General features: G+C 41.3%; 12 protein-coding genes. 1 reads left to right on the top strand and 11 read right to left on the bottom strand.

Annotation, left to right across the window (positions count from 1 at the left end):
* Window positions 1-26: 26 nt before the first annotated feature.
* The 8 genes from MKZ03_RS06435 to MKZ03_RS06400 form a co-directional block, all read right to left on the bottom strand.
* Entirely contained in the window at window positions 27-1,988 is a 1,962-nt protein-coding gene (locus MKZ03_RS06435; protein ID WP_034662818.1) for a methyl-accepting chemotaxis protein, read from the bottom strand.
* A gap of 115 nt (window positions 1,989-2,103) precedes the next feature.
* Complete coding sequence (gene splB / locus MKZ03_RS06430; RefSeq protein WP_060596131.1) at window positions 2,104-3,132, bottom strand: spore photoproduct lyase; 1,029 nt, start codon at window positions 3,130-3,132, stop codon at window positions 2,104-2,106.
* A gap of 82 nt (window positions 3,133-3,214) precedes the next feature.
* Window positions 3,215-3,457, bottom strand: a complete 243-nt coding sequence (locus MKZ03_RS06425; RefSeq protein WP_044331928.1) for a transcriptional regulator SplA domain-containing protein — start codon at window positions 3,455-3,457, stop codon at window positions 3,215-3,217.
* Between the two features lie 97 nt (window positions 3,458-3,554).
* Window positions 3,555-5,273 (bottom strand): phosphoenolpyruvate--protein phosphotransferase, encoded by a 1,719-nt coding sequence (gene ptsP, locus MKZ03_RS06420; RefSeq protein WP_106038798.1) that lies wholly within the window; start codon window positions 5,271-5,273, stop codon window positions 3,555-3,557.
* The gene (locus MKZ03_RS06415; protein ID WP_003211078.1) at window positions 5,273-5,539 is read right to left on the bottom strand and encodes a phosphocarrier protein HPr; all 267 of its coding nucleotides are present in this window, start codon (window positions 5,537-5,539) and stop codon (window positions 5,273-5,275) included. Before MKZ03_RS06415 ends, ptsP begins: the two co-directional genes overlap by 1 nt.
* A 93-nt stretch (window positions 5,540-5,632) precedes the next feature.
* On the bottom strand, window positions 5,633-7,732 hold the full coding sequence (gene ptsG / locus MKZ03_RS06410) for a glucose-specific PTS transporter subunit IIBC (RefSeq protein ID WP_341031326.1): 2,100 nt from the start codon (window positions 7,730-7,732) through the stop codon (window positions 5,633-5,635).
* A 202-nt stretch (window positions 7,733-7,934) separates the two neighbouring features.
* On the bottom strand, window positions 7,935-8,789 hold the full coding sequence (gene glcT, locus MKZ03_RS06405) for a glucose PTS transporter transcription antiterminator GlcT (protein ID WP_034662832.1): 855 nt from the start codon (window positions 8,787-8,789) through the stop codon (window positions 7,935-7,937).
* A 55-nt stretch (window positions 8,790-8,844) separates the two neighbouring features.
* Window positions 8,845-9,834, bottom strand: a complete 990-nt coding sequence (locus MKZ03_RS06400) for a LacI family DNA-binding transcriptional regulator (protein ID WP_278022919.1) — start codon at window positions 9,832-9,834, stop codon at window positions 8,845-8,847.
* A 93-nt stretch (window positions 9,835-9,927) separates the two neighbouring features.
* Here MKZ03_RS06400 and MKZ03_RS06395 point away from each other — a divergent pair, with 93 nt between their 5' ends.
* Window positions 9,928-10,071 (top strand): hypothetical protein, encoded by a 144-nt coding sequence (locus tag MKZ03_RS06395; RefSeq protein WP_162839370.1) that lies wholly within the window; start codon window positions 9,928-9,930, stop codon window positions 10,069-10,071.
* Window positions 10,072-10,124: 53 nt separating this feature from the next.
* On the opposite strand, the gene MKZ03_RS06390 is transcribed toward MKZ03_RS06395, so the two are convergent.
* The 3 genes from MKZ03_RS06390 to stoA all read right to left on the bottom strand — a co-directional run bounded on the left by MKZ03_RS06390 (window position 10,125) and on the right by stoA (window position 14,026).
* The gene (locus MKZ03_RS06390) at window positions 10,125-11,219 is read right to left on the bottom strand and encodes a M24 family metallopeptidase (protein WP_341031321.1); all 1,095 of its coding nucleotides are present in this window, start codon (window positions 11,217-11,219) and stop codon (window positions 10,125-10,127) included.
* A 104-nt stretch (window positions 11,220-11,323) separates the two neighbouring features.
* Window positions 11,324-13,243, bottom strand: a complete 1,920-nt coding sequence (locus tag MKZ03_RS06385) for a heavy metal translocating P-type ATPase (protein WP_307499536.1) — start codon at window positions 13,241-13,243, stop codon at window positions 11,324-11,326.
* Between the two features lie 294 nt (window positions 13,244-13,537).
* Complete coding sequence (stoA, locus tag MKZ03_RS06380; RefSeq protein ID WP_340972544.1) at window positions 13,538-14,026, bottom strand: endospore biogenesis thiol-disulfide oxidoreductase StoA; 489 nt, start codon at window positions 14,024-14,026, stop codon at window positions 13,538-13,540.
* Window positions 14,027-14,042: the final 16 nt, after the last annotated feature.

Raw genomic sequence — 14,042 nt, 5'->3', positions numbered from 1 at the left:
ACGTCGCAAGGTTCCTTTCCGCTTGATTACAGCTTAAACCGATCAACCGCCTGACGTAATGCCTGGCTTGATTCGTTCAGCATTTCAGTCGAAGTTTTCGTTCTTTCTAAAGCTTGGACTTGTTCATCTGTAGACGCATGCACTTCCTCAGCTGAAGCCGCAGATTCTTCTGAGATCGCAGCAATGCTTTGAATGGAGTCATTCATTTTCTGCTGTTCGTCTGTCATTTCATTGATCTGTGTATGAATGCTGTCAATTGAGCCGACAAGTGCCTGCATTTCCATTGTGATGCTGCTCAGTGCCTCGCCTGTTGCATTAATGGCTTCACCTTGTTCCTCATTCATCTTACTTGCTGCCGTCATCGCTTCAGCCGCCTTTTTCGATTCATCTTGAATGAGTTTGACGGTTTCACTAATGTGTTTGGTTGATTGCGCAGATTGTTCAGCAAGCTTTCTGACTTCTTCTGCAACAACAGCAAATCCTCGTCCGCTTTCTCCGGCTCTCGCTGCTTCAATGCTTGCATTCAGAGCAAGTAAATTCGTTTGATCAGAGATTTCAGAGATGGCGGTCACAACGTTTTCAATATTTTTCGTTTTATGTTCAAGGTCAAGCAGCATTTGCTCCACTTTCTTCGATTCCTCGTTCGCTTGTGTTGATTTTTGAACGAGCATACCTAGTGCATCGAGCCCTCTATAGCCTGCATCTTCAGATGATTTTGAGTTGGCTTGCATTTGCGTGGCAAGCTCACCCATATGACGTACTTTTTCATATAAATGCTCTGATTTCTCATTAATCGTTTCTGCTTCTGAAGCCTGCTTAGACGCACCTGTTGCCACCTCTTGAATGGCCGTTGCAATCTGTTCGCTCGACAGTAAGGTTTCATTTGAAATTTGCGTGACTTCATCCGTAGATGTCACTACTTGGTCTGAAGCCCCTTTTACTTTTTCAATTAACTCTCTGATCCCCTCGGTCATTTGATTAAAGCTCTTCGTGAGGAAACCAATCTCATCTTGAGATTTCGTTTCAAGTGAGCTGGTTAAATCACCTTCAGACACCTTACGCACATGCTCGATCAGACGCTTGATTGGCGTTGTGATGCTTCTTGCTAATAAGAAACTGAGAATGATCGCAAGAACAATGGCAATGACTGAAATCATGATGCTTGTCTGATTCATTTGTTCTGTGATCCAAAGCAGTTTCTTTTTCTCAAAGCTGACACCTATTGTCCAATCGGCCTCTTTGATTTTAGATATGACCGTCAGTTCTTTGTTATCATCAAGACCGGAATTGTCGATCGCTTTTTTTACAGAAGCGACTTTTGATATGTTTTTTCCTTGCTCAGTTGGATGTGCCAAAATCGTTCCTTTGCCATCTACTAAGAAAGCGTTTCCCATATAAGGAATCTTTTGTTCCTTTATATACGATTGAATGGAAGACAGCTTCAAATCAAGTCCTGCGACTCCAACAACCTTTCCATTTCGCACAATTGCCTTGGTGGCTGAGACAACCATTTCATTCGTTGCTTTATCAATATACGGATCTGTCCAGATGACTTCATCAGGCTTTTCAGCCGAATTGATAAACCAATCTCGCTTAGTTGGATCATATCCTTCACCAAAATCAGACTCTGGGAAGGCAAACATTTTACCGTCACTTGTTCCTATATAGGCAAGTGAGATGAGTTCATCCTGCTCCTGCAAGACTTTTAGTTCATCGTTTTCAAAGGCTAATGTTTGTTTTGTTTGCTTTTGTGCAAAATCTTCAGTCAGTGTACTTGTTGCCAGTTTGTTAATTGTACCCCCGTAATTATCAAGCTTTTGTGCAATAATATCTCTCATGCTTTCTGCTGTTGCCGCTGTGGTGGTTTTTGCATCCCGTTCAATGAGTGGTGTTAATACTATGTTGGAACCCACTTGAACGGCCACGACGGTTAAAATTAAAATAACTGAGATGAAAACAGCTATTCTCACTTGAAGTTTCTTAAACATCTCATCACCCCTACATCCTACTTTCGCATCTTATTTTGTATATCGGCAAAATTGGTACCGCATTCAATAGTTGTAAGAAAATTTAAATAGAAAAAACAAGCCATAAAGGCTTGCTTTAAGTAAAATATTCAATTTTTGCAGACGGAAAGTACTGATCGATATATGATTCTAACGTCTGTCTTAGTTCTTGTTCCTCATCTTTTTGGTAGATATATTTCCCAATTCCATATCTACCCCACTTGTATCTTCTTTTTTCTTCATCCAATTCTAATTTTGATTTCGGATAGTTTTTTTGGATCACACGCTTCGCTGGTTTTGTAAAACGATGCTGAATCATTTCAAAGGTGATATCGTGCCTGACATCTTCAGTTAGGGCTGCATCGAGCTTTTCAAAAAGAACTTTATATCCTTCCTGCCAGCCTTCGTGAATGTAAATTGGGGCAATAATAAAGCCAAGAGGATAGCCTGCTTTTGCGACCTTGACAGCTGCTTCAATCCGCTGATCTAACGGTGATGTTCCGGGTTCGAAATATTTAATGACATAATCCGCATTGATACTAAAGCGGAATCTTGTTCGGCCGTTGTGCTTTGCATCAAGTAAATGATCGACATGATGAAATTTGGTGACAAAGCGAAGCTTACCAAGATCAGTCTGGCCGAAGTATTCAATCGCTGCCTTTAGTGTATGTGTCAAATGGTCAATTCCTACAATATCTGAAGTACAAGAAGCTTCAAATCTCGTGATTTCAGGCGCACGCTCGTTCATGTACTGCTCCGCCTGATCTAATATTTCTTCAACATTCACATATGTTCGAATGTACGGCTTACTTCCCATTGTCGTTTGCAGATAGCAATAATGGCAATGCCCCATACATCCTGTCGCAAATGGGATCGCATACTCTGCAGATGGTTTAGACGTATCAAACTTCAACGTTTTCCTCACACCAATGACAAGCGTTGATTTCGCATTACGATACTTTTGCAAGTCATTTTTACCCGGAATATTTCTTACTTGGTTATGTGAAGTCGTTTCTCTTATTTCAATACCCATACCCTCGAACTTTTCCTTCAGCTCTCGTCCTAACGGGTACTCTAACGCCCTTGGTTCAATGTAAACAAGCTGGGGCACAAAAGGTTTGATCATATTTAGCACATCCTTACCTTATAGGTTTTCATACGGTTACTTTAACCGCGCAGGATGGCTTTTATCCTTTCTAAAATCTCCCTTATTCAAACAAATCTTGATAAAGAGCTTCTGCTTCTTCATATGTCGGAAAGACCGCATCATCTGGAGCTAAAGGATGATACGTTTCAAGTAAAAATAGGGCAAGCTCCTCTTCGTTATATGGATGTGAAACAATTTCTGCTTCTTTGATTTGTGCTACGTTTGCTGCATGTGGATTTCGATAAATCACATATACTTGATCACCCGGTTTATAGTCTGAGAAAGGCAATCTGGTCACCTCCATTTTTCTTATAGGATGCCCTTCTCTCTGCCGGATATGACCCAATATGATAAAATTCGACAAAAAAACCAGACAGGGTTACTGTCTGGTTTGAATTCACTTAGTGATGTTGAAACGTTTTCTTCACGAAATCAACCACTTCTTCTGTTGTGCTAAGTGATAAAATATGCTCTTTAAATGATGCAGCTTCTTCCTTAGAAAGCTTGCTTAGCTGTGTTCTTGCTGGAAGAATAGATGTTGCACTCATTGAGAATTCATCTAATCCTAATCCAAGTAGAAGTGGGATTGCGATTTCATCTCCTGCCATCTCACCGCACATGCCAACCCATTTACCTTCTTTATGCGCTGCTTCAATAACAAGCGTAATCAAACGTAAAATCGCTGGATTGTAAGGCTGGTAAAGATAAGACACTCGTTCGTTCATTCGATCAGCAGCCATTGTGTATTGAATCAAATCATTTGTTCCAATACTGAAGAAATCAACTTCTTTTGCGAATTGGTCTGCGATGACAGCGGTTGATGGAATTTCTACCATTATACCGATTTCAATGGAATCGGATACGTCTGTACCAGCGGCAACCAATGCTTCTTTTTCTTCAAGTAAAATGGCTTTTGCTTCTCTAAACTCTGATAATGTCGCGATCATAGGGAACATGATTTTCAAGTTTCCATATGTACTTGCACGAAGTAAGGCGCGTAGTTGTGTTCTGAAAATCTCCTGTTCTTCGAGGCAAAGGCGGATCGCTCTAAAGCCAAGGAACGGGTTCATTTCTTTTGGAAGCTGCAAGTAAGGGAGTTCTTTATCGCCACCAATATCAAGTGTGCGGACAACAACCGCTTTACCTTCCATCTTCTCTAACACTGTTTTATAAGCATTGAACTGTTCTTCTTCTGTTGGAAGCTGATCTCTGCCCATGTATAAAAATTCTGTACGGTACAATCCGACTGCTTCGCCGCCATTTTCAAGTACACCTTTTACATCCTCAGGTGTTCCGATATTTGCAGCTAGCTCTACGTGAACGCCGTCTTTTGTGACCGTTGGCTGATCAACAAGTTTCGCCCATTCCGCTTTTTGAGCTAAGTAGTCTTCATGCTTTTTTTGATACGCTTTCACTTCATCTTCAGAAGGCTGAATGATGACGTCTCCGCTAATACCATCGACAATGATCAGATCATTGTTTTTCACCGTTTTTGTTGCTTCTTTTGTTCCAACAACTGCTGGAATCTCCATAGATCTTGCCATGATCGCTGAGTGAGAAGTACGGCCGCCGATATCTGTCGCAAAACCTTTGACGAATTGTCTGTTCAGCTGAGCAGTATCAGAAGGTGTTAAATCTTCAGCGATGATGATGACTTCTTCAGAAATCATGCTTGGATTTGGAATGTCAACGCCTAGCAAATGTCCAGTTACACGTTTTGTTACGTCGCGAATATCCGCTGCACGTTCCTTCATGTATTCATTGTCCATTGCTTCGAACATGGTGACAAACATTGTCGCTGTTTCTTTTAAAGCAAATTCAGCATTTACTTTATCAGAGTTGATTTTATCCTTTACTGGGTTTAGCAGCTCTGGATCACTTAACACAAGAAGGTGTGCAGAAAAGATATCTGCTTTGTCTTGGCCAAGCTCTTTTAGCGCATGTTCTTTAATTGCTTCAAGTTCTTGTTTAGAAACATGAATTGCTTCTTCAAAACGCTTCACTTCTGTCTCTGGATCGTTGATGTCTTTTTGGTGAACTGTTAAATCTGGTTCTTCCAGACGGTATGCTTTTGCAATCGCAACGCCTGCTGAAGCACCGATTCCTTTCAGTTGTTGCATTACTCGCCTAGGCCTTCACTTTTCATTGTGTCTTTAAGCGCAGCAAGTGCATCATTTTCATCAGAACCAGAAGCAGAGATTGTGATTGTAGCACCTTTCGCAATTCCTAGAGACATTACACCCATAATAGATTTCAGGTTCACTGTTTTACCATTATATTCTAAGTTGATATCAGCATCATATTTACTAGCAGTTTGTACAAGAACTGTTGCAGGACGTGCGTGAATTCCAGAATCTGCAGTTACTTTGAATGTTTGTTGAGCCATTTTTATCAATCTCCTTTTTATACAATTAATACATCCACAATATTATATCATACTGCCGAGCTTGTCATCTAACAAGAACGGCAGTTATGAAAATTATTTTGAAATTTTCATGATGTTTTCTTGACCAGCTTTGATTACACCGGATTCTTGAAGGTCAATAAATTGTCCTTCACCTAAGTTGGTAAATACAATTGGTGTCATCAAAGATGGTACTTCAGACTTAATTTTATCAATATCAACCTCTAAGAGTTTTTGACCGATTTCTACTTGATCTCCCTCTCGTACAAATGCTTCAAATCCTTCTCCTTTAAGGCTGACCGTATCAATACCGAAGTGGATTAAAATTTCAAGTCCACCGTCAGATTGCAGGCCAATTGCGTGTTTCGTTGGGAATACATTTAAGATCTTCCCTTTCACCGGTGAAACCACCGTTCCATCTGTTGGCAAGATGGCGAAACCGTCACCCATCATTTTCCCTGAGAATACTTGATCTGGTACATCTGTAATCGGATGAAGCTCCCCTGTAATTGGTGAAGCAAAGATTTCTTCCCCTTGCTCGTTTTGAAGCGGTTTTGCAATGACTTCTTCGACCTGCTGGCTGACTTCTTCTTTTGCAGAAGGGTCTTTAGCTGGACGAGGCGTGCGGCCTGCAATGATGTCCTGCATTTGTGTTTTTAAATTATCAGAGCGTGGTCCAAAGATGGCCTGGATGTTGTTTCCTACTTCGAGAACTCCTGAAGCACCAAGCTTTTTCAAGCGGTCCTTGTCCACTTTCTTCTGATCATTGACAGTGACACGTAAACGCGTAATACAAGCATCAAGGTGTTTAATGTTTTCTTGGTCACCCATCGCTTCAAGAATTTCATAAGGTAAGTCATTACCCTTTTCAGACTTAGCACTATCTGCACCGTCAGCTGCTTCATCCTCGCGGCCTGGCGTTTTCAGATTAAATTTGCGAATGGCGAATCTAAATCCGAAGTAATAAATAGCAGCAAGTACGAGACCAACTGGAATCACAAGCCACCAAGCGGTTCTGTTTGGCAAGATACCGAATAAGAAGAAGTCGATTAATCCCCCTGAGAAGGTCATACCGATTTTCACGTTTAGAATATCCATAATCATAAAGGATAATCCAGCAAATACACAGTGGATTGCAAATAACACTGGTGCAACAAACAAGAATGAGAATTCAAGCGGTTCAGTAATCCCTGTTAGGAAAGAAGTCAGGGCTGCTGATCCCATAATTCCAGCGACAAGCTTTTTATTCTTTGGTTTTGCTTCATGGTAAATCGCAAGTGCTGCTGCTGGCAGACCAAACATCATGAACGGATATTTCCCTGTCATGAATGTACCAGCTGTCAGCTGAACACCATCTTTGATCTGTGCCATGAAGATACGCTGATCACCACGGACAAGCTCACCTGATAAGCTCTTATAACTAAAGAACTCATACCAGAATGGCGAGTAGAAAATGTGGTGCAGACCAAACGGAATTAATGAGCGTTCAATCACACCGAATACAAAGGCAGCAAGCGGCTCATTCGCTGCGAGCAGTCCTGTTGAAAACGAGTTCAGTGCACCTTGAATTGGCGGCCAAATGACTAGCATCAAAAGCCCTAAAATAAGTGCTGAAATAGATGTAACGATTGGAACAAAACGTTTACCAGCAAAGAAACCGAGATATTGCGGGAGCTCAATTTTGTAAAATTTATTATACATATAAGCTGCTAATACCCCGACAATAATCCCGCCGAAGACGCCGGTAGACAAGGTCGGAATGCCGAGCATATTAATATACGCTGGATGGCTTTCCTTAAAGAACTTAGCCAATTTGATGGAATCGGATGGAATCGATCCATTGGCCATTAATACGGCACTCATTGTCACGTTCATGACAAGATAACCGATAATTGCGGCAATCCCTGCCACACCGTCTCCATTAGCAAGACCGATGGCAACCCCTACAGCAAATAAGAGCGGAAGATTCGAGAAGACAATGTTCCCCGCATTTTCCATGACACTTGCAACAAGCTGAATTGTATCATTGCTTAAAAATTGAGCCACATCAATCAGCTGCGGATTTTGCATCGCATTCCCAAGTGCTAGTAAAATACCAGCAGCAGGAAGGATCGCAACTGGAAGCATAAGTGCTCGTCCAATTTTTTGCAACACACCAAAAAGTGATTTAAACACTGGTTGAACCTCCTTTTGTTTTCACTTACAACATACATGTGGGACGCTCCCTGACGTACATTTCATAATTAACCGTTTACATTTCACCTTCAAACACAAAAAAAGGCATGGTGATATAAGGTTGCGCAAATAACAGGATCTTATCCTGTATTTACCTTAAGTCACTCATGCCTGATCGAATCAGTTACACGTTTCAAGGAAACTATGAAATTTTATTTGTCAATCTGTACAGATGAAGTGTCAGGTAGACAGCCTCCGCATCCTGTACAGGCTTTTTCAATGCATGTTGTAATATTTTGATCATTTTCCAAGCAGTATTGTAGCATAAAGGATATTCATTTTTCAATAGATGAAGCAATTTTTCTGGCTCCTCTAATGATTCTTCCCGTTTAATGCGCTCAATCGAAAATGTAATATGGCGCAATAAGCGTAAATAATGAATACTTTCTCGGTCTACTTTCATATGAAATGAATCTTCTATGACTTGGACCATCTGCGTAATAAGCTGCGAATGACGGTTCACCTCAGATAAGGGCCGATTCGTCAAAGCCGAGTGAATATGGAGCGCAATAAAACCAATCTCTCCTTCTGGCAGCTTTGTTTCGACATCTGAACGCTCGTTAATCAGCTCAACGACTTCCTTTGCGACCTCGTATTCTTTCGGATACAGCGATTTAGTCTCAAGCATAAAGGGATTGGTGATATCATATCCTTGCTGCACCCGCTTAAAACTAAAGGCAATATGGTCAGTCAGGGCAATATGAATATGCTCATTCAAACGGTGCCCCATTTTTTCTCGTATATGATAAATGACGTCATTGGCAAGCTCGATCATGTTCTCATCAATGTGGTGAAGCAGCTGTTTATATTCTGTTTGTTCCTTTGTATTTTTAAGTACAAACATTTTTTCAAATGTGTCTTGATCGAGAACATCACCCGATTTTTTCCCGAAGCCGATTCCTTTCCCAATTAGAACCACTTCGCCCCAAGAAGGGTGTCTTGCGATGATGACATTATTATTTAACGCTTTATCAACGGTGAAGGATTCCATGAACATCCCCACCTCCTTCTTATTCAATCCCTCTTATCGTACAAAACAGATGAAACGTGCGTCAACGATTGTTTTTGAAAACGGTAGTTGAACGCTCGATCAGGCGAAATGGCAGCATTCTTTTTTCTGGTGCCTCTCCCTTTACGGCCCGGTCGAACAAGTCAAACGCTTCCTGACCCATTCGTTTAAGTGGAATATCAATGCTGGAAATCCCCAAAGCCTCACTCAATTGATCATTTTGAAAGCCGAGTATGGCTGGAGATTCTCCTGCTTTTATATCATGACGCTGCGCCTCTAATAAAAAGCCTGCTGATACGTCGTCATTTGTGATGAATAATGCTGTGGGGCGATTCTTCATCTCCTGCCACTCTGTGAATAATTGTTTTCCATCAAAAAGTGTGAGCTTCCCTTCGATGATCCATTCTTCATCAATCTCCTGCCCGAGCGATTTCATCATATCTTGATAAGCTTGAAGTCGTGACTGGCTGTTTGCGCCTTCTATTCTGGCTAGTACAATCGCGATTCGCTGATGCCCGCATGCTGCTAAATGATGCAGCCCTTCTTTAAATGCTTGATCATGTGCGATCGACACCGTTGAGCAGTCTTCAAAAGGCGCCGGATGGCAAAAAATAATAGGCCCGGATTCCTGCCACCTTAAAATGTCTCGATCACTTAACGCATTTGAGCAAAAGATTAACCCATCCACGCGGCGCTCTTTTAAACTCATCAATGCTTCTTTTTCTTTTAAAGGATCATACCCTGTTTGAAATAAAGCAAAATGCATACCGCGCGCCTGTGCTTTCTCGGCAATCCCTGTGACAAGTCTGCTGAAATAAGAATGATCAATCGTTGGAAGAACGATGCCAAGCATATTTGAATAGCCCTTTGCTAAATGTACAGCCTGAATGTTTCTCGTATATTTGAGCTCTTTCATCGCATGTAGCACTCGTTCTCGTTTTTCTTCTTTGACATAAGGATGATCATTCAACACACGTGATACAGTTGTCACAGATACGCCCGCTCTTTTCGCAATCTCCCTTATGTTTGGCATTTTTTCTCCTACTTTCTCTTGATATGGTAAGCGTTTCATACTTTAAGATGTATGTGAGCTGAACAAATCACTGGATGGAAAGGGGAATTCAAGATGGGTATCATCATATGGATTATATTATGTATGACTGTTTTGTTTTCTGCTCGTTTTGCACTACATCCTTTAGGAAAAGAACATAAAATCAAACCGTTTGAATCAATTGATGATTTTTTTGTTGATAAGGATCGAAAAGAGTGACAAAAAATCACGATGACACTTCCAAGACATGGACGTTCATCGTGATTTTTTTATTACTTGATGATCGTCAGCTCTTTCGGATAATTGGTTAAAGTGACTGGACCATCTGCTGTGATCAGTACATCATCTTCAATTCTGACGCCGCCGACTCCTGGGACGTAGATCCCCGGTTCGATCGTATACACCATGCCTTCTTGGAGAAGATCATCATTTGCCTGGCTCATAGAAGGAAACTCATGAACAGACACCCCTAGACCATGCCCAAGGCGGTGAGGGAAATAGTCCCCATATCCAGCTTCTGTGATCAGTCCGCGTGCTTTTAAGTCCAGGTCTCCAATTCTCACGCCCAGCTTACTCATTTCAAGTGCCGCCATTTCTGCGTTCAGGACGGTTTGATAGATGTCCTTTTGCTTGTCAGAAGCTTCCTGATAGATGAATGTTCTTGTAATGTCTGAGCAATAGCCATCAACAATGACACCAAGGTCAAATAACACAAAATCGCCTTTTTTTAAGGCTGTCTGCCCTGGATTTCCGTGAGGCTCTCCTGATTTTTCGCCAAAGAGAACCATCGTCGAAAAGGACATGCCTTGAATGCCTTTTTTCTTTAGCTCATATTCAATGACAGCGAGCACTTCTGTTTCGGTGATTCCTTCTTTTAAGGCGTCCACCCCAATTTTTACACCTTCATCTGCCAATTGAGCGGCTTTTTTCAGTGTAGCAATTTCAGATTCATCTTTAATCAGTCTTAGCTGATTGAGCTCTTCTTCTGCCCGGACAAAAGTTTCTGCCCCAGTGGCAGCTTGAAGCTGCTCTGCTCTTTGAAGCGGAATCGACTCTTTTTCAATTGCAAGTCGAGTCGCTCTTACACCGCGTTTTTCTACTGCTGACTGAATGAAATCAAATGGATTCTCATGGTCTTCATAACCAATGATATCGCCTGACCATCCAGCATTTTTCGCCTGATCGACTTCCATTTTAGGCAAAACAAAAAATGGATCTGCCTCTTGAAACACAAACAGCCCCATTACTCTTTCATGCGGCTCTGTGAAGTATCCAGATAGATAAAACACATTTTCCTTTGTATGTATAAATGCACCTTGAATGTCTTTTTCCTTTAGCCAAGAAGACAAGCTCTTCATTCGGTTCATCGTGATCCTCCTTACACGTTTTTCTACTGATCTATTGTATCAGTTTTTGCTATATTTCGCACAAAAGCGCACTGGCAGAAGCCAAGTGCGCTATGATGATTCGCTTAAGATGCCCGAAGAAGACGCAGTCCATTTAAAATGACCAAAATCGTACTTCCTTCATGCCCGATGACGCCAAAAGGCAAATCAAGCACTTGTAAGAAATTCGCACAAATTAACAAACAAATCACCGTTAATGAGAAAATAATATTTTGCTTAATGATTCGATTCATCTTTCTTGAAAGACGGATCATCTTTGTTAAGTTATTTAAATTGTTCTTCATTAAGATCAGATCTGCTGTTTCTAAGGCCACGTCTGTGCCTCCGCCCATCGCAACCCCTACATCTGCTGTGGCGAGTGCCGGTGCATCATTGATTCCGTCTCCTACCATGATGATGGAATTACCTTGTTTTTTAAGTTGATTGACCTCATGTACCTTTTCATCTGGAAGGCACTCAGCGACAACCGTTTGGATGCCGGCTTCCTGCGCAATGGCTTCAGCCGTTTTTTGCTGATCTCCTGTCAGCATAACGGTTTGGATGCCTAAATCATTCAGCTCTTGAATCATTTTTTTAGCTTCAGGTCTAATTTGATCCTTAAGACCAAGGCAACCAACGACTTCTTGATCCTTTTGAACATACACCACTGTGTATCCTTTTTCAGAAAGATAATCTTCCTTCTCTTCGATCTCGCGGTCCATTGAAGCCTTGCCGGCAAAGTCTTTCTTCCCAATCCGCCACGTTTCTCCATTCAATTGTGCCTTTACACCAAAACCAGAGGTTTCTTCAATGGTGACATGAGCTGATCTTTCTATGTGGTGCTCTTTTGCCATATCAGAGATCGCTTTCGCTAATGGGTGGTTTGATTGACTTTCAATTTGATAAAGCGCCTGATAAAAAGCAGCTTCCTCTTGTCCTTTAGCTATCACAACTTGATCTACAGCCGGCTTTCCGCTTGTAATCGTCCCCGTTTTATCAAAAGCAATCATGCTGCTTGTGCCTAGCTTTTCTAAAAAGACGCTTCCTTTGACAAGCATTCCGTTTCTTGCGCCGTTTGAAATCAGTGACAAAGCAGCTGGCATAATGGATGCAACAAGCGCACAAGGTGATGCAACAACCATAAATACCATGGCCCGGTAGAAGGTTTCACTCATGCTCCAGCCTAGTACAAAATGAGGCAGAACCATTAAAATCGCGACGGTGATCAGTACACCTTTTACATACGCACCTTCGAATTTTTCAATAAATGCCTGGCTTGGCGACACACTTTCTTGAGCCGATTCGACAAGCTTAATAATTTTATGGAAAAGCGTTTCTTCATTATGTTTGGTGACTTCTACCGTTAAGGAACCATTTAAGTTCACTGTTCCTGCAAACACGTCTTCGCCCTGCCCTTTTTCTTGTGGTACAGACTCGCCCGTGAGCGCAGATTCATCTACACTTGTTCTCCCGCTTAAAATCACACCATCTGCTGCAATACGTTCCCCAGCTTTGATCATGATACGGTCACCTGGTGTTAAAGATGAAGCAGAGATTTGAATGGTCGTGCCATCTTCTTCAATTAAAGTCGCTTCATCTGGTGCGATGCTCATTAAAGCTGTTAAATCCTTCTTGCTTTTATTTGACGTATACGTTTCAAGCGCACCACTTAGTGAGAAAATAAAAATTAAGATAGCGCCCTCTGCCCAATATCCAATGATAGCTGAGCCTATGGCTGCGAAAATCATTAAAAGTTCAACATTCAAGCTTTTAGACGAAATGGTTTCTTCAATTCCTTCCTTCGCCTTTGCAAAACCTCCAATCATAAACGCAAGGATAAATAAAGGAATACTCCACATGCTCTCATCCTTTAGAATCCATCCAATCAAAATGAGAATCCCCGAGATACCTGCTGCTATTAATTCTCCGTGCTGTGCCCATTGATGAAGGGACCATTTCGATTCCTTTTGATTTGTTGTTTGATAAAGTGCTGTATTCTCATTCATGATTGTTTTCTCCTCTCTAATTGATAATGGTTTTCACATCATCAATCGTTGCCCGTTTCCTTTTTTCATCTATATTTTCTGCTATTTCAAGCTTTTTATAGGTCTGTCATTCATTATAACAGGTTCTGATCAATTTTCAATTAATAATTATTATAATTTCTTTTTGATAATAATTATCATTATTGATGTGGACCATTCCATCTCTTCTGAGCACAGTTTATTCAGATGAAAAGCAATTGAACACAAAAAAGAACCATAGGAATGAGCCTTGGTTCTTAACAATAAGGTTTCGTTCTAAAAATCCGTCCACTCTTTGATTTGTTTTTTCGTCAGTGGACCTACATGATTTTTCACTATTTCCCCTTTTTCATTTATCAAAAAGGTGGTTGGAATGGTGATGATTTGGTATTTCTTCATCATTTCTCCTTGCTCATCTAGAATGACCGGGAATGTAAACTTTCTGTCTTTCACAAATTCGGCAACCGCATGTTTACTTTGTTCAGCCCCTAGTAAATTCACGGTTAAGATATCAACATCACTCTGATTTTCTTTCACGATTTGGTCAAATACGGGCAGCTCCATTTTGCAGGACGGACACCATGTTGTCCAAAAATGCAGGATCGTTCGTTTCCCTTTCGGCGGAACGATTTGCGTTTCACCAGTTAATGTAGGAGCCTCTATCCTTGGCGCCATAACGGATTCTTTTGCTTCAGCATCGTTGCCTATGAGTAATAGAAGCAGGGTCATCATGAGAAGACTGGCGGGTAGATATTTACGATTCATCAGGATCTTCCTTCCC

Origin of the sequence: Bacillus sp. FSL R5-0431 (assembly GCF_038002985.1) — a bacterium.
Lineage (GTDB): Bacteria > Bacillota > Bacilli > Bacillales > Bacillaceae > Bacillus.
Note: the sequence above shows the minus strand (reverse complement) of the source record. Positions and strands in the feature narration are given on the sequence as shown.

Bases quoted from the DNA above. Each gene is read 5' to 3' on its own strand.
- MKZ03_RS06435 (WP_034662818.1), bottom strand. From the start codon at position 1,988: ATGTTTAAGAAACTTCAAGTGAGAATAGCTGTTTTCATCTCAGTTATT.
- splB (WP_060596131.1), bottom strand. From the start codon at position 3,132: ATGATCAAACCTTTTGTGCCCCAGCTTGTTTACATTGAACCAAGGGCG.
- MKZ03_RS06425 (WP_044331928.1), bottom strand. From the start codon at position 3,457: ATGGAGGTGACCAGATTGCCTTTCTCAGACTATAAACCGGGTGATCAA.
- ptsP (WP_106038798.1), bottom strand. From the start codon at position 5,273: ATGCAACAACTGAAAGGAATCGGTGCTTCAGCAGGCGTTGCGATTGCA.
- MKZ03_RS06415 (WP_003211078.1), bottom strand. From the start codon at position 5,539: ATGGCTCAACAAACATTCAAAGTAACTGCAGATTCTGGAATTCACGCA.
- glcT (WP_034662832.1), bottom strand. From the start codon at position 8,789: ATGTTCATGGAATCCTTCACCGTTGATAAAGCGTTAAATAATAATGTC.
- MKZ03_RS06400 (WP_278022919.1), bottom strand. From the start codon at position 9,834: ATGCCAAACATAAGGGAGATTGCGAAAAGAGCGGGCGTATCTGTGACA.
- MKZ03_RS06395 (WP_162839370.1), top strand. From the start codon at position 9,928: ATGGGTATCATCATATGGATTATATTATGTATGACTGTTTTGTTTTCT.
- MKZ03_RS06390 (WP_341031321.1), bottom strand. From the start codon at position 11,219: ATGAACCGAATGAAGAGCTTGTCTTCTTGGCTAAAGGAAAAAGACATT.
- MKZ03_RS06385 (WP_307499536.1), bottom strand. From the start codon at position 13,243: ATGAATGAGAATACAGCACTTTATCAAACAACAAATCAAAAGGAATCG.
- stoA (WP_340972544.1), bottom strand. From the start codon at position 14,026: ATGAATCGTAAATATCTACCCGCCAGTCTTCTCATGATGACCCTGCTT.